At 65.7% G+C, this 22,840-nt stretch carries 23 protein-coding genes and 1 tRNA gene; 13 read left to right on the top strand and 11 right to left on the bottom strand.

What is annotated here, in order from left to right; all coding sequences use genetic code 11:
• Positions 1 to 45: 45 nt before the first annotated feature.
• Entirely contained in the window at positions 46 to 1,164 is a 1,119-nt protein-coding gene (locus tag B5X73_RS16800) for a Gfo/Idh/MocA family protein (RefSeq protein ID WP_079522634.1), read from the top strand.
• Between the two features lie 35 nt (positions 1,165 to 1,199).
• Here B5X73_RS16800 and B5X73_RS16805 read toward each other — a convergent pair whose 3' ends face one another.
• Both B5X73_RS16805 and B5X73_RS16810 read right to left on the bottom strand, forming a co-directional pair.
• Positions 1,200 to 2,231 (bottom strand): LacI family DNA-binding transcriptional regulator, encoded by a 1,032-nt coding sequence (locus B5X73_RS16805; RefSeq protein ID WP_217699787.1) that lies wholly within the window; start codon positions 2,229 to 2,231, stop codon positions 1,200 to 1,202.
• 43 nt (positions 2,232 to 2,274) lie between these two features.
• The gene (locus B5X73_RS16810; RefSeq protein ID WP_139382818.1) at positions 2,275 to 2,754 is read right to left on the bottom strand and encodes a hypothetical protein; all 480 of its coding nucleotides are present in this window, start codon (positions 2,752 to 2,754) and stop codon (positions 2,275 to 2,277) included.
• A 175-nt stretch (positions 2,755 to 2,929) separates the two neighbouring features.
• On the opposite strand from B5X73_RS16810, the gene B5X73_RS16815 reads away from it, so the two are divergent.
• The gene (locus B5X73_RS16815; RefSeq protein ID WP_079522636.1) at positions 2,930 to 3,355 is read left to right on the top strand and encodes a DUF4879 domain-containing protein; all 426 of its coding nucleotides are present in this window, start codon (positions 2,930 to 2,932) and stop codon (positions 3,353 to 3,355) included.
• 71 nt (positions 3,356 to 3,426) lie between these two features.
• On the opposite strand, the gene B5X73_RS16820 is transcribed toward B5X73_RS16815, so the two are convergent.
• From B5X73_RS16820 to B5X73_RS16830, 3 genes are all read right to left on the bottom strand, one after another.
• The gene (locus B5X73_RS16820; protein ID WP_079522637.1) at positions 3,427 to 6,111 is read right to left on the bottom strand and encodes a M1 family metallopeptidase; all 2,685 of its coding nucleotides are present in this window, start codon (positions 6,109 to 6,111) and stop codon (positions 3,427 to 3,429) included.
• Between the two features lie 179 nt (positions 6,112 to 6,290).
• Entirely contained in the window at positions 6,291 to 6,833 is a 543-nt protein-coding gene (locus B5X73_RS16825) for a carboxymuconolactone decarboxylase family protein (RefSeq protein WP_079522638.1), read from the bottom strand.
• A gap of 260 nt (positions 6,834 to 7,093) precedes the next feature.
• Positions 7,094 to 7,642 carry a peroxiredoxin gene (locus tag B5X73_RS16830; RefSeq protein WP_079522639.1) on the bottom strand — a complete coding sequence of 183 codons (549 nt, stop codon included), beginning with the start codon at positions 7,640 to 7,642 and terminating at the stop codon, positions 7,094 to 7,096.
• Between the two features lie 153 nt (positions 7,643 to 7,795).
• On the opposite strand from B5X73_RS16830, the gene oxyR reads away from it, so the two are divergent.
• Positions 7,796 to 8,755, top strand: coding sequence for a DNA-binding transcriptional regulator OxyR (oxyR, locus tag B5X73_RS16835; protein ID WP_079522640.1), 960 nt, complete (start codon positions 7,796 to 7,798; stop codon positions 8,753 to 8,755).
• Between the two features lie 12 nt (positions 8,756 to 8,767).
• Complete coding sequence (locus B5X73_RS16840) at positions 8,768 to 9,373, top strand: hypothetical protein (protein WP_043695652.1); 606 nt, start codon at positions 8,768 to 8,770, stop codon at positions 9,371 to 9,373.
• Positions 9,374 to 9,382: 9 nt separating this feature from the next.
• Here the strand turns inward: B5X73_RS16840 and B5X73_RS16845 are convergent, their stop codons facing one another.
• On the bottom strand, positions 9,383 to 9,901 hold the full coding sequence (locus tag B5X73_RS16845; RefSeq protein ID WP_079522641.1) for an adenine phosphoribosyltransferase: 519 nt from the start codon (positions 9,899 to 9,901) through the stop codon (positions 9,383 to 9,385).
• Between the two features lie 30 nt (positions 9,902 to 9,931).
• Positions 9,932 to 10,207 carry a putative signal transducing protein gene (locus B5X73_RS16850; RefSeq protein ID WP_036110680.1) on the bottom strand — a complete coding sequence of 92 codons (276 nt, stop codon included), beginning with the start codon at positions 10,205 to 10,207 and terminating at the stop codon, positions 9,932 to 9,934.
• A gap of 100 nt (positions 10,208 to 10,307) precedes the next feature.
• Between B5X73_RS16850 and B5X73_RS16855 the strand changes: the two genes are divergently transcribed.
• The 9 genes from B5X73_RS16855 to B5X73_RS16895 all read left to right on the top strand — a co-directional run bounded on the left by B5X73_RS16855 (position 10,308) and on the right by B5X73_RS16895 (position 19,891).
• Positions 10,308 to 12,035: a glutamine--tRNA ligase/YqeY domain fusion protein gene (locus B5X73_RS16855; protein ID WP_079522642.1), complete on the top strand. Its 1,728-nt coding sequence runs from the start codon at positions 10,308 to 10,310 to the stop codon at positions 12,033 to 12,035.
• Entirely contained in the window at positions 12,035 to 12,592 is a 558-nt protein-coding gene (locus B5X73_RS16860; protein ID WP_079522643.1) for a nucleoside deaminase, read from the top strand. Before B5X73_RS16855 ends, B5X73_RS16860 begins: the two co-directional genes overlap by 1 nt.
• 16 nt (positions 12,593 to 12,608) lie before the next feature.
• Positions 12,609 to 13,301, top strand: a complete 693-nt coding sequence (locus tag B5X73_RS16865; RefSeq protein WP_079522644.1) for a TVP38/TMEM64 family protein — start codon at positions 12,609 to 12,611, stop codon at positions 13,299 to 13,301.
• Positions 13,302 to 13,364: 63 nt separating this feature from the next.
• A complete protein-coding gene (locus tag B5X73_RS16870; protein WP_079522645.1) occupies positions 13,365 to 15,275 on the top strand; it encodes an ATP-binding response regulator in 1,911 nt (636 codons plus the stop codon).
• Positions 15,276 to 15,362: 87 nt separating this feature from the next.
• Positions 15,363 to 16,127: a LuxR C-terminal-related transcriptional regulator gene (locus B5X73_RS16875; RefSeq protein WP_079522646.1), complete on the top strand. Its 765-nt coding sequence runs from the start codon at positions 15,363 to 15,365 to the stop codon at positions 16,125 to 16,127.
• Positions 16,128 to 16,208: 81 nt separating this feature from the next.
• Entirely contained in the window at positions 16,209 to 17,234 is a 1,026-nt protein-coding gene (gene phnD / locus B5X73_RS16880; RefSeq protein WP_254857320.1) for a phosphate/phosphite/phosphonate ABC transporter substrate-binding protein, read from the top strand.
• A 137-nt stretch (positions 17,235 to 17,371) separates the two neighbouring features.
• Complete coding sequence (locus tag B5X73_RS16885) at positions 17,372 to 18,727, top strand: sensor histidine kinase (RefSeq protein WP_176167873.1); 1,356 nt, start codon at positions 17,372 to 17,374, stop codon at positions 18,725 to 18,727.
• Between the two features lie 77 nt (positions 18,728 to 18,804).
• On the top strand, positions 18,805 to 19,749 hold the full coding sequence (locus B5X73_RS16890; RefSeq protein WP_139382820.1) for a DedA family protein/thiosulfate sulfurtransferase GlpE: 945 nt from the start codon (positions 18,805 to 18,807) through the stop codon (positions 19,747 to 19,749).
• A 66-nt stretch (positions 19,750 to 19,815) separates the two neighbouring features.
• Positions 19,816 to 19,891: transfer RNA gene (locus B5X73_RS16895), tRNA-Lys, on the top strand.
• Between the two features lie 21 nt (positions 19,892 to 19,912).
• Here the strand turns inward: B5X73_RS16895 and queC are convergent.
• From queC to pal, 4 genes are read right to left on the bottom strand one after another with little or no spacing between them, the layout of a single operon-like run.
• Positions 19,913 to 20,596: a 7-cyano-7-deazaguanine synthase QueC gene (queC, locus tag B5X73_RS16900; RefSeq protein WP_079522649.1), complete on the bottom strand. Its 684-nt coding sequence runs from the start codon at positions 20,594 to 20,596 to the stop codon at positions 19,913 to 19,915.
• A 23-nt stretch (positions 20,597 to 20,619) separates the two neighbouring features.
• The gene (gene queE, locus B5X73_RS16905) at positions 20,620 to 21,312 is read right to left on the bottom strand and encodes a 7-carboxy-7-deazaguanine synthase QueE (protein ID WP_079522650.1); all 693 of its coding nucleotides are present in this window, start codon (positions 21,310 to 21,312) and stop codon (positions 20,620 to 20,622) included.
• A 4-nt stretch (positions 21,313 to 21,316) separates the two neighbouring features.
• Positions 21,317 to 22,180 (bottom strand): tol-pal system protein YbgF, encoded by an 864-nt coding sequence (ybgF, locus tag B5X73_RS16910; protein ID WP_176167874.1) that lies wholly within the window; start codon positions 22,178 to 22,180, stop codon positions 21,317 to 21,319.
• 3 nt (positions 22,181 to 22,183) lie between these two features.
• A complete protein-coding gene (gene pal / locus B5X73_RS16915; protein ID WP_036110655.1) occupies positions 22,184 to 22,693 on the bottom strand; it encodes a peptidoglycan-associated lipoprotein Pal in 510 nt (169 codons plus the stop codon).
• Between the last annotated feature and the right edge of the window lie 147 nt (positions 22,694 to 22,840).

A 22,840-nucleotide genomic window follows, 5' to 3' on the forward strand; every position in this document is an offset into this window, starting at 1 on the left:
CAGCATCCGTAGAGTCGGTCTCTCCCAACCCCGGAAGACCATGCCATGAGCGAGCTGAGGATCGGATTGATCGGCGCCGGTTACATGGGTAAAGCGCACACGCTGGCGTTCCACAGCGTGGCGGCGACTTTCGAACCGACGCTGCGACCGATCTGCGAGATGCTGGCGACCTCGACCGCCGCGGGGGCCGCCGAACACGCCGCCCGCTGGGGGTGGAGGCGATCCACCGGCGACTGGCGGGAACTCGTTGACGATCCGGCGGTGGATGCCGTGGTGATCGCCACGCCACCGCGCACCCATCTCGACATGGTGATGGCCTGTGTCGCGGCGGGAAAACCGATCTTCTGCGAGAAACCACTCGGTGCCAGTGCGGAGCAATCCCTCGCCATGACCGAAGCGGTCGAGAAGGCCGGCCTGGCGAACATGGTCGGTTTCAACTACATCCGCACGCCGGCCAGTCAGCTCGCCCGGCAGATCGTCGCTTCGGGCGAGATCGGCGATGTCATTCAGATCAGTGCCGAGCATGTTGAGGACTATCTGCACGATCCCTCGCTGCCAGCCTCATGGCGCACGCGCATCGCCACGGGAACCGAAGCCGGCGCCCTGGGCGATGTCGCCACGCATATCGTCAACGCCTGCCTGCGCCTCGTCGGTCCGATCGCCAGCCTGGTGGCGGACACACGCATCGTCCAGCCGACCCGGGCCGGAGCACATGGTCCCGAAGCCGTGGAGAACGATGACCTTGGCCAGATGCTGTTGCGCTTCGCCAACGGAGCCACCGGCAGCATCAGCTTCAGTCGCATGGCCGCGGGACGAAAGATGGGCTACACGTATCGCATCACCGGTACCCGCGGTGCGATCGCCTTCGATCAGGAAGACCAGAACGCGTTGTGGCTGTATGACGCCTCGCGTGACCCGGCTCGCCGAGGCTTTCAGAAGCTGCTGATGGGACCGGCGCACCCGGATTACCTGGCTTTCAATCAGGGCGTCGGCCACGGCACCGGATACAACGAACAGATCGTGATCGAGGCGCGGGATTTTCTGCAGGCGGTGGCGACGGGCGATGCCGTGTGGCCGACGTTTCGCGATGGGTATGAGGTGGATAAGGTGATCGCGGCGGCGCTGGTGTCGAACCGTGAGAGGCGGTGGGTCGATGTGGGGTGAGTTCTCGGCTGCCGGGGTCGCGCGCAGGCGCGCTTCTACAGCTTGGCGGCCTTGCGGAGGCTGTTCCGTTGGACGAGCTCGCAGGAAAATAGTTTGCTGCGCGGGATCGTCTCGGGGTTTTCCATCCAGGCGACGATGCGTTCGATGGCGTGCAGCACCATGTCGCGAATGGGCTGTCGAACCGTGGTCAACGAATAGGACGCCCACGCCGCCAGCGGCATGTCGTCGAACCCGACGATGCTGATGTCCTCCGGCACGCTCAAGCCACGCTCACGACACGCGTCGATGGCACCAAGCGCCAGCACGTCGTCCGCACAGAAAACCCCATCGATGGCCGCACCTCCATCGAGCAACGCGTGCATCGCCTTGCGGCCGTGCTCGTGGCTGTAGTCGCCCGCATGGATGCTCTCCAGCAGAAGACCTCCCGCCGCGGACGCGAAACCGTTACCGCGATCCAGCGTCGACGCATCGTGCGCGGAGCCGCCGATAAACGCCAGCCGGACCAGGCCGCGTTCGCGCATCGTCTCCGCTACCATCCGCCCGCCCGCCTCGTTGTCCACCGTCACCACCGGCACGGGCGACGAACGCCCTGGCCGGCCGAAGACATGCAGCACGGGCAGCCCCGCCTCGCGACACGAGGCGGCGAAGCCCGCCGGCGGTGCCGAGGTCGCAATCAGCACGGCATCCACGTTGTACTGACGCACCATGTCGATGGCTGCCCTGCCATCTTCGTCCTCACCGAGGTTCGCCAGCAGCGGGCGAAGGCCCCTCGCCTGCAGCTCACGGGTGAACAGGTCGAAGACCTCCATGAACGTCGGGTTGGCGAAATGATTTGAGACGAGCCCTATCAGCTCGGTGCGGCCGGTCATGAGGCTGCGCGCTAAATGATTGGGGCGATACCCCAGACGCGTCGCCGCCTCGGTCACACGTTCGCGCGTCCTGGCGGAGACACTGGCACCTGGGGTGAACGTCCGGGAGACGGCGGAAATCGACACGCCGGCGGCTTCGGCGACATCGCGAGCGGTGGCCGAGATGGGACGTGGCGATGGGATGGTCCGCTGTGACATGGTGCAAGATTAGCGCATGACGCGGCCAGCACGCCGACGTAGATCACACCGTCACGGAGATGCGCGCCGACGCCTGTTCCATCAGGCTCATGCGGGCTGCGAGCCCTTCATAGAAAACCGCAGCCGTATCGTAGCCGTTATGACGGTCGAAGCTGGCGATGCCTTCGATCGTCCCTTTAAGATCGATGGGCGAATCGGCCCGCTCGGTATACCACTCCCCAGGGATCGAACTTCCCAGTGCGGAGGCATCGCCAATATCGATCGTGCCATTCTTAAGGTTTTCGTCGAGGTAGGCCTGAAGCTGCCGCGGCGTGATGCGTGAGAAATCGATGCGCGCGACGTTGCCGGGCGCCGATGGCGACTCAACGGTCCGAGGTGAACATCTTGCGGGCACCGCTATGGACTGGGTGGCCGAAGGATACGAATTCGTTACTGGCGCTGAGACGTGCATGCCGATGTCCTCTTTTGAGAGAGGACCAAGCAAAGCAAAACCGTGGGAATGCTGCCAGTCATCAACAGCCAAGCGAGACGAAACCTTTCGCACGATCGATCTGTTCGCTTACGAAGAAGACGAAGACAGGAAAAGACGAAGACGATCGAGACTCACCCTACGAAAGAATCCTTAGTCCCTGATGTGTGATGCGCGGCGTCGTTCATAACAATGAGGACCCTGAAACTGGTATTCGTGGAGATCCTCGATGAAAGCAGACGTGCTCGCTGCAGCAGCCTTTTTTATGCTATCGACGCAAGCCTTCGCACAAGGAAACAATCTCTCCCGCGCTTTCGTATCATCCGTCACCTCGAGTAAGGGAGGCTTCGAAGACACGTCGGGGAGATCGTCGACCACCCGTGATCACGGAGGAACGTCGATGCTCATCAGAACGGATGACATAGGTTACGGGAAACACGCTCAAGCGCGATTGCTGGGCAGTCCCTTGCGTGAGGTTCAGACGCATGCGTTGTGCAAGGTCAACGGACGAACGGCGCCCTGCAACGGCCGCGGCACCGTCATTGGCTACCGTCGTACCTGGGAGGCGAGTGGCCGGGAAGGCGGGAACTTCGAGTACATGGTGATACCGAACGGCGTCGGCGCGCCTGTGCGCGTGAGCTTCCAGATTCGCTGAGGCATCCCGGACAACAAAAAAAGCCGGGCGATCGCTCGCCCGGCCTTCGATACATCACCGACAAAGATCGATCAGCGCGTGATCGTCTTCGGGTCCTGCTTGGCCTTCAACGCCGCGCAGAGCAGCGTCTGCTCGCTGGTCTGCGCCAGACCACGCTCCGCGCCGCTGACCTGACCCAGACGCGGCTTGAAGAACGCGTCCAGACGGTCGGCTTCCTCCTTCGAGCAGCTGCCACCGGCTGCCATCTCCGGCAGCCTGCCGCCGGCGAAGCTGCCCGTGCGGGCGACGATCTTGTCGTAGTTCGCGGTGAACCACTTCCACAGATCGTTACGGGTCGCTTCCGTGGCGCGACCGCCACGAAGGATGGACGCCATCTCACCGACCTTCACGTCCTTGCCGAGCGAGAAGTCACGTGCCTTGTTGGCCAGCACGGGATCCTTGGTCGACGCGAGTGCGGACAGCATCGCATTGCGCTTGGCCGGGTCCGACGTCTTCGGGATCTCGGCGATCAGCGCGTCGATCGCGGGAGCGCCGCGCTCCTGCACCGCCACGCCGAGGGCATCGGCCAGCAGGTCGGGATCGGCCGCTTCGAGATCGAGATGACCGTCCTTGCTCTTCAGAGCCGCATCGCCCTGCTTGAGCAGTTCGGCGCGCACCGACTTCTCGGCGATGTCGTCGTCGCCCAGGAAGCCGACCAACGCGGAACGGGTGAGTGTGTCGTTGTCGGGCTCGCCGGCCTTCTTGCGGAAGCCGAGGCTCTGCACCTTCGGCAGGTAGGCGTTGATCGCCCACTTGCGCAGATGCGCACGCTGCGCGTCCGTCGACGCTTCGTTGTTGAAGATCCAGCTGAACGTCATCAGCGGTGCGGTGAACACCTCGCGGGTCTTCGACGCGGTCAGCGGCTTCATGGCGGCAAGGACGTCACCGGCATCGAGATCGCCGTGCTGGAACGCCGCACGGACGGCATCCGCATAGGCCAGCTGCTCGGCGTCGCTCAACGTACCGACTACCTTGGTCAGCGCGGCGAGATCGGCCTTGCTCTGGGCGAAGCGGTAATAGCCGCGACCGTCGGCATTGGGCAGCACCCACGTGTTCTTCGTCGCGCCATCGAGCACCATCGTGCCGGTGGCCTGGTCGAGCAGTTCGCACTTGACCTTGTTCGCACCACCCGTGGTGCCGTAACGGACGCACATCGGCACGCCCCAGACGCGGCTCGCGTCGCCGGTGCTGCCGAGCGGCAGGTAGCGGCTCTGCGCCAGATGCAACACGGTCTTGCCGCCTTCGACCTTCACTTCCGTCGTGACATACGGCACGCCGGACTGGTCGAGGAAGCTACGGAAGGCCTTCTTGAACGCATCGCCCTGACCGGCCGCCTCGGCGATGGCATCGATCAGATCGTCGGCCGTGGCGTTGGCGAACTTGTGCTTCTGGATATAGGCACGCATGCCCTTCTGGAAGACCGGGTCGGTGACATAACCCTCGAACATGCCGAGTACGGCCGCACCCTTCTGGTAGGTGATACCGTCGAACGCGGTCTCGATGTCGCCATTGCCCGTGATCGGCTGACGGATCTTGCGCGCGCTGACCAGGCTGTCGTTGTTCATCGCGCCCTCGGCACCGCGCACGCGATCGAGATCGGCGCGGTATTCCGGGTGCACCTTGGTCGTGACCTTCTGCTGCATCCAGGTGGCGAAGGCCTCGTTGAGCCAGAGGTCGTCCCACCAGGCCATGGTCACGGTGTCGCCGGTCCACTGATGGGCCAGCTCGTGCGCGTTGACGTTGAACGAACCGCGCACGTACTGAGCGGCGGAATCCGGATCGATCAGCAGCAGCCAGTCGCGGAACGTGACCAGGCCCGCGTTCTCCATCGCACCCGCACTGAAGTCCGGTGCGGCGAGCAGGTCGAGCTTGTCGTACGGATAGCCGAAACCGTAGTAGTCCTCGAGCGTGTGAATGATCGAGCTGGTCTCGCCCAGCACGTGCTCCATGCGGTGGCCCTCGCCCTTGGCGGCGATGCCGCGCAGCGGGGTGGCGGTGGTGCGGTACTGGGTGGGCGAGATGTCCGGACCCTTGACCACGTCCCACGGACCGACGGCGAACGCGACGAGGTACGTCGGCAGCGGCTTGGTGGTGGAGAAGGTCAGCGTCTTCCAGCCGGTGCTGGCTTTCTCTTCCTTGATCTGGGCGGTATTGGCGACGCCCTGTTCGTCGGAGGGGATGGTCAGGCTGATGTCGAACGGCACCTTGAACGAGGGCTCGTCGAAACCGGGGAACGCGTAACGCGCGGAGACCGGCTCCATCTGCGTCATCGCATAGGGCACACCTTCGTGCGAGACCTTGTACAGACCCTGCAACTGCTTGTTGAGCGGCGCGGTGAATTCGATGGCGAGGGTGATCTCGCCTTCGAGCTTCGCACCGAGATCCACACGGGCGACACCTTCCTTCTCCGCGGCCACGGTGTATTTGCCCGTGTGCTTCTTGCCGGCGGCATCGGTGACGGTGACCCTGGAGACCTTCAGCTCCTTGCCGTGCAGCCAGACGAAGTCCGACGGCTGCGACAGCTTGATCCTGATGGTGGACGAACCGGCATAGTCTTCCTGCCTGGGGTCGACCTTGAAGGAGAGCTTGTAGCTTTCAGGCTGGGCCCAGGTGGGAAGATGGCCGGTGGGCGGCGCGGCGTCCGTGCCGGCGGCGAGCGCGGCGCCACAGCAGGCGGCGAGCGCGGTGAGAACGAGAGGACGGACGAGACGACGCATGGTGGGTGGGACTCCCCTGTGGGTAATCCCCCATCCTGGGAACAGGGGTGACCTTCGACACAGTGCCAGAAGGCACCCCCCGCTCGCTGCGGCGCGTCAGAAACCGGCGCCGGGCCCTCGTGGCGAAAAGAAAAGGCCGCGTTAAGCGGCCTTTCGGGGTCACAGTCGTCCGCCTCGGATCAGCCGGCGGCTTCCGCCTGCTCGAGCACCACGCCCACGGCGTGAATCACCGACGCGATACGCACCGCGCTCTGAATCGCCTGAACGGAAACGCCACCGTCGCGCAGCACCTTGTCGTGCGAATCGATGCACATGCCGCAGCCGTTGACGGCCGAGACCGCCAGCGAGACGAGTTCGAAGTCGTTCTTCGCATCGCCCTTGTACGCACCGATGACGTTCATGCGCAGCTTCGCCGGGATGGTCGCGTATTCCGGGTGGCTGACCAGATGCTGGAAGCGGTAATAGATGTTGTTCATGCCCATGATCGCGGCCGAACCCTTGGCGGCGTTCAGCTGCTCGGCCGACGCGTGCTCGGCGGCGAACGACGCGACGGCTTCGGTCAGCGGCTTGTAGCGCGTCGAGAACGCGGCGCCGAGTGCGACCATGGAGATCTGGGCGAGATTGAGGCCCGGGGCGCCCGCTTCGCTCAACACGGAGTCGAGATTGAGCTTGAGGTCCTTGGCGTACTCGGGAAGCTGGCTGCGAAGATCGGCAATGCTCATCGGTGTGCTCCTGATCGTAATGAAAGACGTGCGGATAGGTCGCGGAATGGCTCGGAGCGCGGGCACCGGTTCACGCGGGGCGCGCCGAAGGCACGCCGCAAAGAATTCGGGAAGTAACGAAAAGAGCGTGTAGGAGCGCGCCCTGCGCGCGACCCGAGGTCATCGCGAGCACGCATCGCACAAGGTGCGCTCCTACACAGGGTGCCCGCGCCGCGCGGGGGAGGGAGGGAAGCGGCGCGGGACTTTCAACGCTTGGTGCTTCAGGCGACCTTGAGGGTCTCGTCGCCGGACTTCCAGTTGCAGGCGCACAGTTCGTCGGTCTGCAGGGCGTCGAGGACGCGCAGCACTTCGTCCGGGTTACGGCCGACCGAGCCGGCGGTGACGTAGGCGAACTGGATTTCGTTGTTCGGATCGACGAGGAACGTGGCGCGCTGGGCAACGCCGTCGGCCGTCAGGATGCCGAGGGCCGAAGTCAGGTCCTTCTTGATGTCCGCCAGCATCGGGAACGTCAGGTCCTTCAGGTCGGCGTGGTCCATGCGCCAGGCGCGGTGGACGAACTCGGAGTCGGTCGACACGGCCAGGATCTGGCAGTCACGGTCGGCGAACTTCTCGTTCAGGTCGCTGAAACCCTTGATTTCGGTCGGGCAGACGAAGGTGAAGTCCTTCGGGTAGAAGAACACGAGCTTCCACTTGCCCTCGTACGACTTGTCCGAGATGGTCGTGAACGCGTCTTCGATCTTGTTGGCAAGCGGGCCGCCGTCGACTGCCAGCAGGTTGAACTCGGGGAACTTATCGCCAATGGTCAGCATGTTACGACTCTCCGTTGAGGGTGGTTGAAGTCATTGCGCGCTTGGTGACGCGACTGAACACTAAGGTTAGCGGGGCCGAACAGATATCTCAAATCGATTGTAGGCATCAATGTGATAGGCTGCGGCTATTAAGAACGTCCTGAGCCCGCCGCTATGAATCTGCGAGACCTTCAGTATCTCGTCGCCCTCGCCGAGTACCGCCACTTTGGCCGGGCCGCGGAGGCTAGCTTTGTCAGCCAGCCCACGCTATCCACTCAGATCCGCAAGCTCGAAGACGAACTGGGCGTCGCGCTGGTCGAGCGCACCCCCCGAAAAGTGCTGCTTACGGAGACCGGCGGTGAGATCGCCCGTCGCGCGCGCGGCGTGCTGTCGCAGATCGATGAGATCAAGTCCATCGCTCAGCGAACCCGCGACCCGGAGTCGGGCACGATCCGCCTGGGCATCTTCCCCACCCTCGGTCCTTATCTGCTTCCGCACGTGATTCCTCAGCTACGGGCGCGTTTCCCGCGGCTCGAACTTCTCCTGCGCGAGGAAAAGACCGAGCAGGTGCTGCACATGCTGCGCGAGGGTACCCTCGACGCCGGGATCCTCGCCCTGCCCGTTCACGACGACTCCCTGCACGTCGAGTTCCTCTTCGAGGAACCCTTCGTGCTTGCCGTGCCCAGCGGGCATGCGCTGGCCGGGCGCGGCGCCCTGCGCATGGACGATCTCTCCGATCAGAACCTGCTGCTGCTGGAGGACGGGCATTGCCTGCGCGATCAGGCGCTGGAGGTATGCCACCTCGCGGGCGCGGGCGAGAAAACCGGCTTCCGCGCGACCAGTCTGGAAACGCTTCGCCAGATGGTGTCCGCCAACGTCGGCATCACGTTGCTCCCGGCGCTGGCCGTCCAGGCGCCCGTCGCCCAGTCGCCGAACGTCGACCTGATCGCCTTCGAGGCGCCCGCGCCGAGCCGCCGGATCGCCATGCTGTGGCGCAAGAGTTCGGCCATGACGCCGTTTTTCGAAGCGCTGGCGGGGATCGTCCGCGACTTGCCCGCCGATCTCTTCCATCCGCGAGGGACGGGGGCGCGTCAACCGGACGGCCGCCCGGCCGTTGCCTCTCCATCTCTCTGACGGTTTCGTCGCATGCGTGTCTGGCTCGTCCTTCTGCTGATCATCTGTGGCTGGGGCGGCTATGCCTGGTGGCGGCATCGTCCCGTGCATGACGCCCCTGGCATCGTCGCGGGCGACATTCCCGACCAGGAAGCGCTGGGCTCGGGCACCCTGCTCAAGCGCGGACGCTTCACGCTCACGCCGCGCGCGAAATTCTCGATGAGCGGACGCGTCCTGTCGCGCGAGGATTACCAGCTGGACGATCTCGCGCCCATCGCGCCGACGGACCTCGCCCTGGGCTGGGGGCGCATGTCGGACAATGCCGTACTGGACAAGATCCGCATCTCGCAGTCCAACCGGTTTTACTTCTGGTACACCGACCACTTCCCGATCCCGCGCCGCGAGATCGAGGATTCCAGCGCCAACATGCACATGATCCCGGCTAACGACAATGCCGCCCGGGAACTGCGCGATGTACGCCCCGGCGAGGTGGTCCACTTCGAAGGCTTCCTCGTCGACGTCGATCGCGACGACGGGTGGCACTGGAATACTTCACTGACCCGCGAGGACACCGGCGCGGGTGGTTGCGAAATCGTGCTCGTCGAAGACCTGCGCGAAGAGAAGCCGGCGAGCCGCTGATCGCGGCCGTCAGGACCCGATCAGGGCATGCAAAGGGGCGTCGCTTACCCATCTGGCCCGACCGTTCAGGCCTGCCAGTTCGATGACGACGCTGGCGCCCCGCACTTCGGCGCCGAGCCGCTCGACCAGCCGACGCGCGGCCTCGAGGGTGCCACCCGTCGCCAGCACGTCGTCCACCACGATGACTCTCTCGCCCGGCGATAAGGCCTGCGTACCGATTTCCAGGCGATCCAGTCCGTATTCGAGGCCGTAGTCGAGACCCACCACCGGCGGCGGCAGCTTGCCGGCCTTGCGGATGGGGACGAAGCCGGCATCCAGTGCGCGGGCCATGGCGGCGCCGAAAATGAAGCCGCGCGATTCGATGCCGCAGACAGCGCCGATGCCCTGGCCACGCCAGGGTTCACAGAGCGCGTCGATGCACGCGGCGAAGGCGGTGGCGTCGGCCAGCAGCGGCGTGATGTCCTTGAACATGATGCCGGGACGCGGAAAATCCGGGACGTCCCGGACGAGGTGGGAAATGAACGACATGGAGCTTTCCTGAAGAAGGGGGGCGGCGGCTCAGGCCGGCAGGATAACGCTGTCGTCGAGATCGTCGTCGGCGGCCACGCTGGCGCGAGCTTCCACGAGCTGCCTGTCGATCGCGCGAACGATGCTCCCGGCGGCCTCGGTCGCCGCGTCGGGCACCATGACGGCGACGAAATCGCGCGCCGGGAGCTGACCCACCGCCCCGGTGAGGAACTCGCCCGCGATGAACGCCGGTATACCCGCGTGCTCGAGCGCGTCCTTCACGAGGTGGGCGTCGATCAGGGTCTCGGCGTGGTAAGCGATGCGCATGGGCCCAAGCTACCCCGCGCCGTGCCTCGACGGCAAGCGTCGCGGGCCCAACAAAGGTAAACTCGGACGTTTGCCGCGCCCTTCTTTCCGAGCCTAAGCGATGTCGACCGAAACGCCCGTCCTGCAGCAGAACTTCATCCGCCAGATCGTCCGCGACGACCTGGCATCCGGCAAGCACGCGGCTATCCGCACGCGCTTCCCGCCGGAGCCCAATGGCTATCTGCACCTGGGTCACGCGAAGTCGATCTGCCTGAACTTCGGTCTCGCCACCGACTACACGGGCGTCTGCAACCTGCGCTTCGACGACACCAACCCCTCCAAGGAGGACGTCGAGTACGTCGAGGCCATCCAGCGCGACGTCAGGTGGCTGGGCTTCGAGTGGGCCGAACTGCGTCACGCCTCGGACTACTTCGAGGTGTTCTACCGTTCGGCGCTGAAGCTGATTCGCAAGGGAGTCGCCTATGTCGACGACCTTTCCGCGGACGAAGTGCGCGAATACCGCGGCACCCTCACCGAGCCCGGGCGCAACTCGCCGTTCCGCGACCGCTCCATCGAGGAAAACCTCGATCTGTTCCAGCGCATGCGCGCCGGTGAATTCGCCGATGGCAGCAAGACGCTGCGCGCGAAGATCGACATGGCCTCGGGCAACATCAACCTGCGCGACCCGGCGCTCTACCGCGTGCGCAAGGTACACCATCAGAATACCGGCGACGCCTGGCCGATCTACCCGATGTACGACTTCGCGCATTCCTTGTCGGACGCGCTCGAAGGCATCACGCATTCGCTGTGCACGCTGGAATTCGAAGACCATCGTCCGCTTTACGACTGGTGTGTCGACCACGTCGATCTGGCCAACGATGCGGCGCTCTGGCAGCCGCTGGTCGACGCCGGCCTGCCGACGAGCCCGAGCAAGCCGCGCCAGATCGAGTTCTCCCGTGGCAATCTGAATTACACGGTGATGAGCAAGCGTAAGCTGATCACGCTGGTAACCGAAAATCTGGTGGACGGCTGGGACGATCCACGCCTGCCGACCATCGCGGGCGTGCGTCGCCGCGGCTTTACGCCCGCCGGCATCCGCCTGTTCTGGGAACGCATCGGCGTGAGCAAGCAGAACAGCACGATCGACATGAGCGTGCTCGAAGGCGCCGTGCGTGAAGACCTCGACGTGACCGCGGCGCGTCGCCTGGCCGTGGTCGATCCGGTCAAGCTCGTCATCACCAACCTCGATGCCGCGCATGCGGAATCGCTGACCTTCCCGAATCATCCGAAGGACGAATCGTTCGGCAGCCGCAGCGTGCCGTTTTCGCGCGAGCTGTGGATCGAGCGCGAGGATTTCGCTGAAGTCCCGCCCAAGGGATTCCATCGTCTGAAGCCCGACGGCGAAGTGCGCCTGCGCGGCGTCGGTATCGTCCGTTGCGACGAGATGATCAAGGACGCGGACGGCACCATCACCGAACTGCGCTGCACGCTCGATCTCGAGTCGCGCACCGGCATGCCGGGCGCGGATCGCAAGGTCAAGGGCACGATCCACTGGGTGAGCGCGCGCGATGCCGTCCCGGCCGTGGTGCGCCTGTACGACCGCCTGTTCGATGTCACCGATCCGGACGACGACAGCGACGGCAAGACATACAAGGACCACATCAACCCGAACTCGCGACGGATCGTGCATGCCTATGTCGAACCCGCCGCGGCCGCTGCCGCGCGGGAGGACCGCGTGCAGTTCGAACGGCTGGGTTTCTTCGTGGCCGATATGCACGACCACACGCACGACGCGCCGGTCTTCAACCGCATCGTCACCCTGCGCGATTCCTGGGCGAAGCAGGCCTGATGCTGTACGCACAGGTCCATCTCACCCTGCCCGCCTGGGTCCACGAAGCGGTCGACACGTCGGTGACGTACGCCGGTGACGAAGCCAAGGTCGGCCTCGCCATCGAGCTGTCGTCGCGTAACGTCGATCTCGCCACCGGCGGCCCGTTCGGTGCCGCTGTGTTCGATGGCAACGACCGGATCGTCTCCATCGGCGTCAACCGGGTCGTACCGCATAGCTGCTCCGTCGCGCACGCGGAAATGATGGCGTACATGACGGCTCAGCAGCGCATGCAGCGTTTCCGCCTCAACGAGGACGGCTCACGCTTCGTGCTCGCCACCAGTTCGCAGCCCTGCTGCCAGTGCTACGGCGCTACCGTGTGGGCGGGCGTCGATGCCTTGCTGATCGGCGCGCGATCCGCGGACGTCGAGGAACTCACGCCGTTCGACGAAGGCCCCCTGCCCGCCGACTGGATCGGTGAACTCGAGCGTCGCGGCATCGCCGTGCGCCGGGACATCCGCCGCGACGACGCTCGCGACGTGCTGCGCCGTTATGGCGAATCCGGCGTCGCCTACTGATCCGGATGCTCACCCGGTGAAACGCTGGCGCGCCGCCCTGCCTCTCGCCCTGATGGTGCTGGCGGGCGTCATCGCGCTCGCCAGTGGCGCACTGGACCGCCTTCACCCCAGTCACCTGCTGGCGGAGGAAGGCATGCTACGCGCGAGCATCGCCGTCCATCCCGTGCTCTCCCGTGTGTCGTATGCCGTGCTGCTGACGCTGGCCATCGCGACCGGCGTGCCCGGTACGATCGTCATCGTTCTGGCCGGCGGACTGCTCTTCGGCATCGCCGAGGGCAGTGCCCTGTCTTCGCTGGCCCTGGTGGCCGGCTCCCTGCTTCTCTATGCCGCCAGCCGGCATGCCTTCGGTCACGGAGGGCGCCAGCCGCCCGATCTGGCGCGGCGCGTTCGCGAGGGCTATGCGCGGCGTCCGGTCAGTTACACGTTCGCCCTGCGCTTCGTTCCCGTCGTGCCGCTGGGCGCCATGACCGTCGTGCTGGCGTGGCTTCGCTGCCCCCTCTGGCTGTTCATCGCCGCCACCTGGCTGGGCGGCACCGTGTCCCTCGTGATCGAGAGCGCGATCGGTGCCGGCTTGGCCTCCACCCTGGGCGGGGATGCGCCTTTCAGTCTGATCGACCCCCGCATCCTGGTGCCGCTGTGCGCCTTTCTGGTCGTCAGCCTGCTGCCGCTGGCGGCTCGCTCCGTCCGGACACGCCTTCGCCGCGACTGAGCCGGCGGAACTGCGCTAGGCTGTAGCCTCGCGGCGCCTGGGAGAGGCCCGCCGGGGGAGTTCATGCGCGACGTGTCGACTTCGTCATGGCTGGAAAAGGTGTGGCGTCGCACGTCGCTCGTGCAGCGCCTGACCTGCGTCGCGCTCGTACCCACGGCGATCAGCGCCCTGCTGCTGGTGACGCTGCTGACCCGGCATCAGATGGATACCCTGCACGAGATGGGCCGCTCGACGGCGGACGCCATCGCCCAGCAATCCGCCACGGTATCCGGGGATGCCCTGCGCACCGGTGAGCGCCGCGAAATCGCCCGCATCGCCCAGTCCATCGTCCAGCTCCCGCAGGTATCGCGTGTCAGGATCAGTGACCGTGACGGCGAAATCCTCGCCGACCGCGTCAACGGCACGATCGGCGATGACGACAGCCTGACCGTGGCGCGCGAGGTGCTCGATCCCCTGACCCATCGGGTGGTCGGGTCGGTAACGGTGGACGTCAGCGTCGAGGACGCCATCGCCGCGCAGCGCGCCAGCATGCAAAACGCCTTGCTCTGGCTGGCGCTCAGCCTGTTCATCGCCGTCATGATCGGCTGGTCGACCGCACGCTGGCTGAGCGCGCCGCTGCGCAATCTGGCGATCGCCGTGCGACAGCTCGGGCTGGGCGACCGCACCGTCGTCGTGCCGGTCACCGACGACACCGAAATCGGCGATCTCCAGCGCGGCTTCAATGGCGCCGCGTCGAAGCTGCTGCACGCCCAGATCGGTATGGAGCGGGAAATCGCGGCCGCCACCGAAGAGCTGGCCCGAAAAAATGCGGCGCTGGAAGCTGCCAGCGTGGCGAAGGCCCGCTTTCTGGCCGCCGCCTCCCACGACCTTCGCCAGCCCCTGTACGCCCTCACCCTGTTTTCCTCGGGCCTCGCGGTGGATGAATACGATCCGCTGAGACTCAACCGCATCGCGCACATCCAGGAGTGCGTGGATGCGCTGGATCATCTGTTCAGCGAACTGCTGGACCTGTCCCGCCTCGAGACCGGTGCCATGCCCGCGGTGATCCGCGATGTCGCGCTCGATGACGTCTTCGAAGAGGTCAGCGTGAATTTCCGCATGGTCGCCGAGCAGCACGATCTGCGACTCGTCGTCCGTACGACGGGCCTGTGGGTGCGATGCGACCGCACGATGCTTGCGCGAATTCTCAACAACCTCGTCAGTAACGCCTTGCGCTACACCCGCTGTGGCGGAGTGCTGGTCGGCGCCCGCAAGCGGCTGGACGGCAGGGTGAGGGTCGACGTCTGGGATACCGGACTCGGCATCGGCGAGGAGCATCTGCGGCACATCTTCGACGAGTTCTATCGTGTGGAGAGCGGCCCCGAAACCGGCCGGCCGGAAGGAACGCGACGGGGCCTCGGTCTGGGGCTTTCGACGGTACAGCGCCTTGCGGGACTGCTTGGCAGCGAGGCATCCGTGCGCTCCCAGCCAGGCAAGGGCAGCGTGTTCTCGATCACCCTGCCCGAGACTCAGGCCGGAACCCTGGAGCCTCGCCAGACGCCCGCGCAGGCGCCCGCCGCCACACGCGACGTCGCCGGCATGCGGGTCCTCGTGATCGACGACGAGCCCAGCATCCTGGCAGGCATCAGCTATCTGCTCGGCAGCTGGGGCTGCGAGGTCATGACGGCGGAGGATGCTCAGCAGGCCATGGAAGCGGTGCACCAGTGGATGCAGCCGCCGGACATCGTCATCTCGGACCTGCGCCTGCGCGAGGGTACCGGGCTGGACGTCATCGCCCTGCTCGACCGCTACTACCGGCGACGTCCCGGCGATGCGCCTCCCTTCGCGCGCGTGCTGATCACCGGCGAGACACGGGGCGACTTCCTGCGCAACGTCGATGCGAGCACGACGCAGGTGCTGTTCAAGCCGGTTTCGCCTGAACGCCTCCACGAAGTAATGGTTTCCGCGTGGGCTGTCCATCATGCACCCGTCTGAGCCGGATGGCCTGCTTGCCGACGACCGGCCGGAGGGCTATGGTCCGGGGAACGGGGATGCCTGTGGCAGTGCGGGCGGAGGAGTGGCATGCGTGTCTTGATCGCGGATGATCATCGTCTGATCATCGAAGGGGTGAAGCTGAAGCTTCGCGAGCTGGGTGACCACGTCGAGTTCGTCGAGGCCGAAAGCGTGGCACAGCTCCGGGCGCAACTCGCTCGTGAACCGCTGCCCGATCTCGCCTTGATCGATATGGCCATGCCCGGCGCCAATGGCGTCGAGCACATCAAGGAGGCGCTCGAAACGCTTGCCGATGCCGACGACCGGGTCACCGCCGGCGACCGGGCGAGCAGCGACCTCACGGAAGACGAACGGCGGCATGCCGCTGACCTCATCGGCACCCATACCGCGCAGAAGCGCGCCGTGATCGTGCTGTCCGGCACGGAAGATTCCGCCGCGATCCGTCACGTGCTGGATCTGGGCGTCCAGGGTTACATCCTGAAATCCTCACCCCCCGACGTCATCCTCAGCGCGGTCCGGCTCGTCGTGGGAGGGGGAATCTACATACCGCCGGAGGCGATGAAGGCGGCCGCTTCGACGCCTGTGCCCGCCTTCGCGTTTCAGGGCACCGGCAGCGACGGACTGACCACCAAGGAGCGTCTGGCTACCGTCCTTACGGACCGTCAGATCGACGTCCTCAAGCTGCTCGCGAAGGGACGGCCGAACAAGCTGATCGCCCGCGAGCTGGGCATCAGCGAGGGCACGGTAAAAATCCATCTGGCCGCCATCTTCCGTGCACTGCACGTGCGCAACCGGCTGGAGGCCCTCGTGGCCGCCCAGCATCTGGGCGACTGACGGCCGGCACATTTTTCGACCGGGGTCCGGCGTAGGCTCGGCTCCAGGGTGGGACGCGGGGCAGGCGCGATGCAGGCAGGCGTGAGGAACGCGGCAGGACGTTGGGCTCGCGGGTGGCTGACCGCGTCGCTTCTGTGCGCCCTGTGGATCGCCCCTTCGCCTGCGTCGCCTCGCGACAGGAACGATATCGACCCCGATGCGCCGCTGACCTTCGGCATCCTGCCCATCGGCGGCCCCGCCGAGTCACTGGAAGCCTGGCGGCCCGTTCTCGACGACCTTCATAAAGCCCTGGGACGGCCCGTTCGCGCCGTCTCCGTAACGACGTACGAAGGCATCGCTCAGGCCATCAGCGAGCAGCGCGTGGACATCGCCTTTCTGTCGGGGCGGCTGGCCCTCGACGCGGTGACCCGGCAGAACATGCAGGTGATCGGCCGGCTCACCCGCGGCGACGGATCGAAGGGCTATTACGGCGAACTGATCGTGGCATCCGATTCGCGCATCGGCAATCTGGAGCAGCTGTTCTCACGACCGGGCAAGTGGCGGTTCGCGCGCGGTGAGGCCTTATCGACCTCGGGTTACCTCGTTCCGGAAACGCAGCTTTTCGCCGCGCGGGGCGTCGATTCCGACACGTTCTTCGCCAGCGTGCATATCGACAACCACCAGAACAACGCGCTGGCCGTGGCCAACGGCGAGGCCGACGTCGCGACCAACAACACGGCCGATCTGGAACGTTTCCAGCAACATTTTCCCGATCAGTACGCGCGGCTGCGCATCATCTGGAAATCCTCCCTGATACCGCATGCCGTCATCGTCATCCGCAACGATCTGCCGGCATCGCTGCGCGACCGTGTGGCGAGTTTCATCACGGCGTATGGCAAAGGAAAAGACGGCACGCGTGAGGAAGGCAACCTGAAGCTGATCCACGATATCAGCGGCTTCGCGCCGGCGACAAACGCTGACCTCGTACCGTTCGCCGACATCGAATACGCGCTGGAAAAACGCCGGGCCACCAGCGCGCAGTGGGTAAGCGAGGGCGCGCGCGAGACGCGTTTCCATAAGATCGAATCCGATCATGGCGCGCTCGTGGCCAGGTTGCGCGGCAAGTGATAGACCGTAAGGCCTAGGCCGCAAGCACTAAGCCCCCTTGTCTATCGCGTCGCGAACACGCGTTTCATAGATTCGTCATGGAATCCGGTGCCACAAGGCAACCCATGAACGCGTCGCTGCACCTGCCAGGAAGGATCGTGTCGTTGCGCCGCCAGCTCGTCCTCAAAGGGCTGCTGCCGATGACGGTCGTCGCGCTGGCCATGACGGCGACTCTCGCGGTGATGCAATTTCGAGCGCTGGGATCGGAGGCACACGCCGTTGCGCGGATCCAGGCGGTCAGGCTCGCGGGCTCGGTCAACGGTGTCATGGGCGACGACGCCCTTCGCGATGCGCTCACCCGAGCGCTGTCGCGCAGCGCGCCGACGCAGCGCGCGATCCTCTATCGCGACGACGCACCCGATCTGATCGTCACAAGCGGACGCGATGCGCCGCATCGCCATGGGCTTCACGTTCGCCTCAGCACCGCCGCGGGGCAGCTGGAAACGGTGTCCGATGCATCCGCATTGCGCGAAAGGCGCACCGCCGCGACCCTGATGTGTCTCCTGCTCGGCGCAGGTGTCTGCGGCGTGTTCTTCCTGGCGCGACGCGCTGTGGAACACGATGTCGCTCAGCCGGTCGATCGGCTGCGCGCACGCCTGGTACAGGCGCTTCATCCGCGAGGCACCCACGCCGGCACACCGGACGACCCCGTGCGGGCCATCGATACTTTACTGGACGAACTGGTCCAGCTTCGCGCACGGCACGAGGCCGCCATGGCGGACGCGCTTCGCCAGCGGCTGCAGGACATCGCCCGACACACACGTTTCGTCGAGCAGATCGGCGACCACTTCCGACAGCCGTTACAGGCGCTGTCCCTGTTTGTCGCGGGTATGCAACCGGGAGAGGACCTGCGCCAGCGTGCGGTGCTCGGTCAGATGCGCACCAGCCTGACGCGACTCACCGAGCTGCTCGACGGGCTGCTCGAGATGGCGCGCTTCGACGCCGGCGCCGTGGAGCCGGCGCCGACGGCCGTGCTGGCAGCCGACCTCTTCGTCCGGGTCCGCTCCCATGTCGAAGCGGATGCCATGCGACTTGGCGTCGACGTGCGCTGGCGTGGCGGACGGGTGCCTTTCCACGCCGACGGGGCCCTGCTGGTCGAGCTGCTCAACCGCCTGGTGTCGTGCGCGGTACTCAGCACACCGCATGGTCGCGTACTGGTGGCGATACGACGTCGTGGTGACGCCATTCGCCTGGAGGTACGGGATAACGGCATGGGCGTCGAGCCGGCGGAACAGGCGCGCCTGTTCGAGGAGTTCACGCGCCTCCCCGGCCAGCCGGGCTATGGACTCGCCCTCGCCGTGGCGCGCCGCATCGCCGATACCCTCGGCGGCCACATCGGCGTGCGATCCAGCCCGGGACGCGGCACCTTGTTCTGGGTGGAGCTGGACCACGCAGCCATCGGACCCGCATCTCGCGGTGTCGTGTCCGCCCTGATCCGTCACGCCGCGTCCTGAGCCACGCTACCTGTCCGCGGACGCCCGACCGGCGTATCGTTGCGTGAGCATCAGGACCTTTTTCGAGGGTGGCGGGCGTGGCGAGCATCAACTGGTCGGACACAGCGCCAACGGTCGCTTTTCTCGGCGTATTCGCGGGCGCCATCGGGCTGCCCGTACCGGCGATGCCGACGCTCATCGTCGTCGGCAGCACCCTCGTGGCCTCGCGCGATCCGCTACTCATCATGGCGACGTTCGCCGCCGCGCTGGCCGGTGCCTTCCTGGGTGACGCGGCGTGGTTTCTGACCGGACGCCGGTTGGGCTACCGCGTGCTCGATGGCCTCTGCCGCATTTCCCTCTCGCCCGACACCTGCGTGCGGCGCGCTAGCGGATTCTTCGAAAAGCGGGGCGTCAAGCTGCTGCTGGTCGCCCGGTTCATCCCGGGGCTGTCGCTCGTGGCGATTCCTATCGCGGGTGCGGGCGATACCCGGTTCGTACGCTTCACGCTCTACGACCTGCTCGGCGCCTCCCTGTGGATCGCCGTCGGCCTCTCGGCAGGCATGCTTTTCTACCGGCAGATCGACGCCGTTCTGGCACTCCTCCGCGAGTTCGGACTGGGCATGGCGGCCGTTGCCGCGATCGGTATCGTCTTGTGGATCGGCTTTCGCTACGCGCGACGCTCCCTGTTGCTGCAACAGCTGCGCAAGTCCCGGATTTCGGTCGACGAACTGTCGCTGCTGCTGGCCAGCGAACCCGGCGCCCTGATCGTCGACGTGCGCTCGGCCATCAGCCGACGCGACGACCCGTTCGTGATCCCGGGCTCCCGCCTGTTCGATTTCGCGACCGCGGACGCGGATATCGCCACCCTGCCGCGGCACAGCGCGGTCGTCATTTACTGCTCGTGCCCCAACGAGGTCTCCGCCGCGAAGGTGGCCGAACGGCTCAGCAAGCTCGGCTTCCGCAACGTCCGGCCACTGACCGGCGGCCTGGGCGCATGGCGTGACGCGGGCCGCGACGTGGAAGCGATCGTCGCCACGACCTGAACCAGCCCACGAGGCGGGTTGTGCGCTGCCCTGCCCGCCGACTAAACTAGGCGGCTTCGCGCGTATGGGTCGTTAGCTCAGTTGGTAGAGCAGCGGACTTTTAATCCGTAGGTCGCCGGTTCGAATCCGGCACGACCCACCATTCGCGGCGAAAACCCCGCACTCAGACGTAGTGCGTAGGATCCGGCACGCCAGCCTTGGCGAAGCCCTCGGCACGCAGCCGGCATGCATCGCAGTGACCACACGCCCTGCCCTCGGCGTCGGCCTGATAGCAGCTGACCGTGGCCGAGAAATCCACACCCAGACGCATGCCTTCGCGGACGATGTCGCCCTTGCCCATCTGCATCAGCGGCGCATGGATGCGGATGCCCGCCCCTTCGACGCCAGCCTTGGTCGCGACGTTCGCCAGAGCCTCGAACGACTCGATGAACGCCGGGCGGCAGTCCGGATAACCGGAATAGTCGACGGCGTTGACGCCGCAGAAAATGTCCGTCGAGCCGAGCACTTCGGCCCAGCCCAGCGCGATCGACAACATGATGGTGTTGCGGGCGGGCACATAGGTGACGGGGATACCTTCACCGCCATCTTCGGGCACGTCGATATCGGCCGTCAGCGCCGACCCGCCGATGCTGCGCAAGTCCACGTGGACCGTCTTGTGCGTAACCGCGCCGAGCATCTTCGAGACCCGCTCCGACGCCTCGAGCTCGGAGCTATGACGCTGACCATAGGCGACGCTGAGCGCATACACGTCGAATCCCTGCTCGCGCGCCATCGCGATGGTCACCGCGGAGTCCATGCCGCCGGAGACGAGGATCACGGCTTTGCGGGAGGGGTTCGACGCGTTCATGGCGGTACCTTTTTAAAGACGTTTCAGTGGCCGGCCGCATCGTTCCAGAGCAGCTTGTGCAACTGCAGCTGGAAACGCACCGGCAGGCGTTCGGCGATGATCCACTCGGCCAGCTCGCGCGGCTCCACCTTGCCCCACACTGGCGAGAACAGGCACATCGCCCGGCTATCGAGGTGGTGTTCCCGGACCGCGTCACGCGACCACTCGAAGTCGCCGCGGCTGGCGATCACGAACTTGATCTGGTCGTGCGGCAACAGGTGATCGAGGTTGGACCAGAGATTGCGTGCGCTCTCGCCCGAGTCAGGGGCCTTCAGGTCCATGACTTTACGGACGCGCGGATCGACCGCGGAGACATCGAGCGCACCGGAGGTCTCGAGCGACACGTCGTGCCCGGCGTCGCAGAGCTTGCGCAAGAGGATTTGGCAGCGCTTCTGCGCCAGCGGCTCGCCCCCGGTCACGCAGACGTGGCGGGCCCCGTAGCTGGCGACTTCGGCGACGATGGCATCGATGTCGTGCCACTGGCCGCCGTGGAACGAATACTCGGTATCGCACCAGACGCAGCGCAACGGGCAGCCGGTCAGGCGCACGAATACCGTGGGCCAGCCAATCGCATCGGCTTCACCCTGGACGGAGTGGAAGATCTCGGTGATCCGCAGCCGCTCCGCGACGGGCGCGACCGGCGAGACGTCCGCCGGGATTGCGGTGCTGCCGTTCATGGGATCAGTTGGCCGTCTGGCGCTGCAGACGACGCAGGCGTTCCTGTGCGAGGCCGGCGGCCTTGGAACCGGGATACTTCGCCGTGACCTGCTTGAGCGTGGCGATGGCGGCGTCCTGCTGCTTCAGCTCGATCTGGCAATAGCCGACCTTGAGCAGGCCGTCGGAGACCTTGTCGCTCTGCGGGTACTGCTTGACCAGACGCTGGAACGCCTCGATCGCCACCGGGTAGTTCATCGTGACGTAGTACGACTCACCCAGCCAGTAGTAGGCGTTGGGCGCGAGCGGGCTGTCCGGATACTTGATCAGGAAGTCGCGAAAACCACGCGATGCGGTGACGTAATCGCCACCACGAAGTGACTTGAACGCCGCGTCGTACGCGGCTTGCTGGTCGCCGCTGGCGGGAGCGGACGCGGCGCCCGCCGCCGTCGGCGCCGCGGACGCGGCAGCGGCTTGGGCGGCCGGACCCTGCTGCGAGGCGGCAGGCGGCGCGGCGGAGGCCTGCGGTGCGGCGGGTGCGGCGGGCTGCTGGCCCTGAGGCGCGGCGCCACCCTTTTCAATACGACCCAGACGCGAATCGACATCCGCGTACTGCGCCTTCTGGGAATCCTGGAGTTGCTGGTTCTGGTGCTGCAGTTCTTCGATCTGACCCTGCAGCTGGGCCACCTGCTGCTGGAGATCGTTGACCTGATTGACCAGTGTGGTCGAACCGGCCTGGGCCTGCGACTGCTGCTCGAGCCGCGCGACGCGATCGGCGAGACTGAGGCGCGTGTCCTGTGCGGTGGCGGGCAGACCAAAAAGCATGGCGGACGCAAGAGCGCCCGCCATGCCAAGCCTGGCCGTAAAGCTGGTAGCCAGAGTCTTCTTCATTACTTACTTCGCGGTGTAGACGATCTCAACGCGACGGTTCTTGGCCCAGCAGTCATCGTTGTGCTCACGGCAGGTCGGCTTCTCTTTGCCGTAGCTCGTGACGTTGACCTGACCAGCCGAACCACCAGCCGCCTGCAGAGCGCTGGAGACGGCATTGCCGCGACGCTCGCCGAGGCCGAGGTTGTATTCGCGGGTGCCGCGCTCGTCGGTGTTACCCTCGAGGGTCATGGCCGACTGCGGACGATCCTGCAGGTACTTGGCGTGGCAAGCGATGATCTGCTGGAACTCCGGCTTGACGTCGTTCTTGTCGAAGTCGAAGTACACAACGCGCTGACGCAGGCAAGCGTCGGTGTCGAGGTCGGACGGCTGGTACTTGCCGTCGTTGGTCGGAGCCTGGGTCTGCGTGACCGGCTGCGATTCGGTCGGAGCGACCGGCTTGACCTGCTTCTTGGAGCAAGCGGCCGCGCCCACGCAGAGCAGGGCAGCCAGGGTGACGGTAACAGTCTTATTCATGGGACGTTCCTTCAAACAGTTGAGTTCCGACAGTCGGTTTTCGGTTTCGGGACAGGCACCGCCGGTTGTCCGGCTGTTTTTCTACTTACATCTACGCCGACGGGGCGCTGTCCCGCACCCTGCGTCTTCGTTCCGATAACCGCCGCG

Origin of the sequence: Luteibacter sp. 22Crub2.1 (genome assembly GCF_900167995.1) — a bacterium.
Classification (GTDB): Bacteria; Pseudomonadota; Gammaproteobacteria; order Xanthomonadales; family Rhodanobacteraceae; genus Luteibacter; species Luteibacter mycovicinus.

Bases quoted from the DNA above. Each gene is read 5' to 3' on its own strand.
- B5X73_RS16820 (WP_079522637.1), bottom strand. From the start codon at position 6,111: ATGCGTCGTCTCGTCCGTCCTCTCGTTCTCACCGCGCTCGCCGCCTGC.
- queC (WP_079522649.1), bottom strand. From the start codon at position 20,596: ATGAACGCGTCGAACCCCTCCCGCAAAGCCGTGATCCTCGTCTCCGGC.
- B5X73_RS16870 (WP_079522645.1), top strand. From the start codon at position 13,365: ATGCGCGACGTGTCGACTTCGTCATGGCTGGAAAAGGTGTGGCGTCGC.
- B5X73_RS16855 (WP_079522642.1), top strand. From the start codon at position 10,308: ATGTCGACCGAAACGCCCGTCCTGCAGCAGAACTTCATCCGCCAGATC.
- B5X73_RS16860 (WP_079522643.1), top strand. From the start codon at position 12,035: ATGCTGTACGCACAGGTCCATCTCACCCTGCCCGCCTGGGTCCACGAA.
- B5X73_RS16850 (WP_036110680.1), bottom strand. From the start codon at position 10,207: ATGCGCATCGCTTACCACGCCGAGACCCTGATCGACGCCCACCTCGTG.
- B5X73_RS16800 (WP_079522634.1), top strand. From the start codon at position 46: ATGAGCGAGCTGAGGATCGGATTGATCGGCGCCGGTTACATGGGTAAA.
- B5X73_RS16875 (WP_079522646.1), top strand. From the start codon at position 15,363: ATGCGTGTCTTGATCGCGGATGATCATCGTCTGATCATCGAAGGGGTG.
- B5X73_RS16845 (WP_079522641.1), bottom strand. From the start codon at position 9,901: ATGTCGTTCATTTCCCACCTCGTCCGGGACGTCCCGGATTTTCCGCGT.
- queE (WP_079522650.1), bottom strand. From the start codon at position 21,312: ATGAACGGCAGCACCGCAATCCCGGCGGACGTCTCGCCGGTCGCGCCC.
- B5X73_RS16825 (WP_079522638.1), bottom strand. From the start codon at position 6,833: ATGAGCATTGCCGATCTTCGCAGCCAGCTTCCCGAGTACGCCAAGGAC.
- B5X73_RS16805 (WP_217699787.1), bottom strand. From the start codon at position 2,231: ATGTCACAGCGGACCATCCCATCGCCACGTCCCATCTCGGCCACCGCT.
- pal (WP_036110655.1), bottom strand. From the start codon at position 22,693: ATGAATAAGACTGTTACCGTCACCCTGGCTGCCCTGCTCTGCGTGGGC.
- oxyR (WP_079522640.1), top strand. From the start codon at position 7,796: ATGAATCTGCGAGACCTTCAGTATCTCGTCGCCCTCGCCGAGTACCGC.
- B5X73_RS16840 (WP_043695652.1), top strand. From the start codon at position 8,768: ATGCGTGTCTGGCTCGTCCTTCTGCTGATCATCTGTGGCTGGGGCGGC.
- B5X73_RS16815 (WP_079522636.1), top strand. From the start codon at position 2,930: ATGAAAGCAGACGTGCTCGCTGCAGCAGCCTTTTTTATGCTATCGACG.
- ybgF (WP_176167874.1), bottom strand. From the start codon at position 22,180: ATGAAGAAGACTCTGGCTACCAGCTTTACGGCCAGGCTTGGCATGGCG.
- B5X73_RS16830 (WP_079522639.1), bottom strand. From the start codon at position 7,642: ATGCTGACCATTGGCGATAAGTTCCCCGAGTTCAACCTGCTGGCAGTC.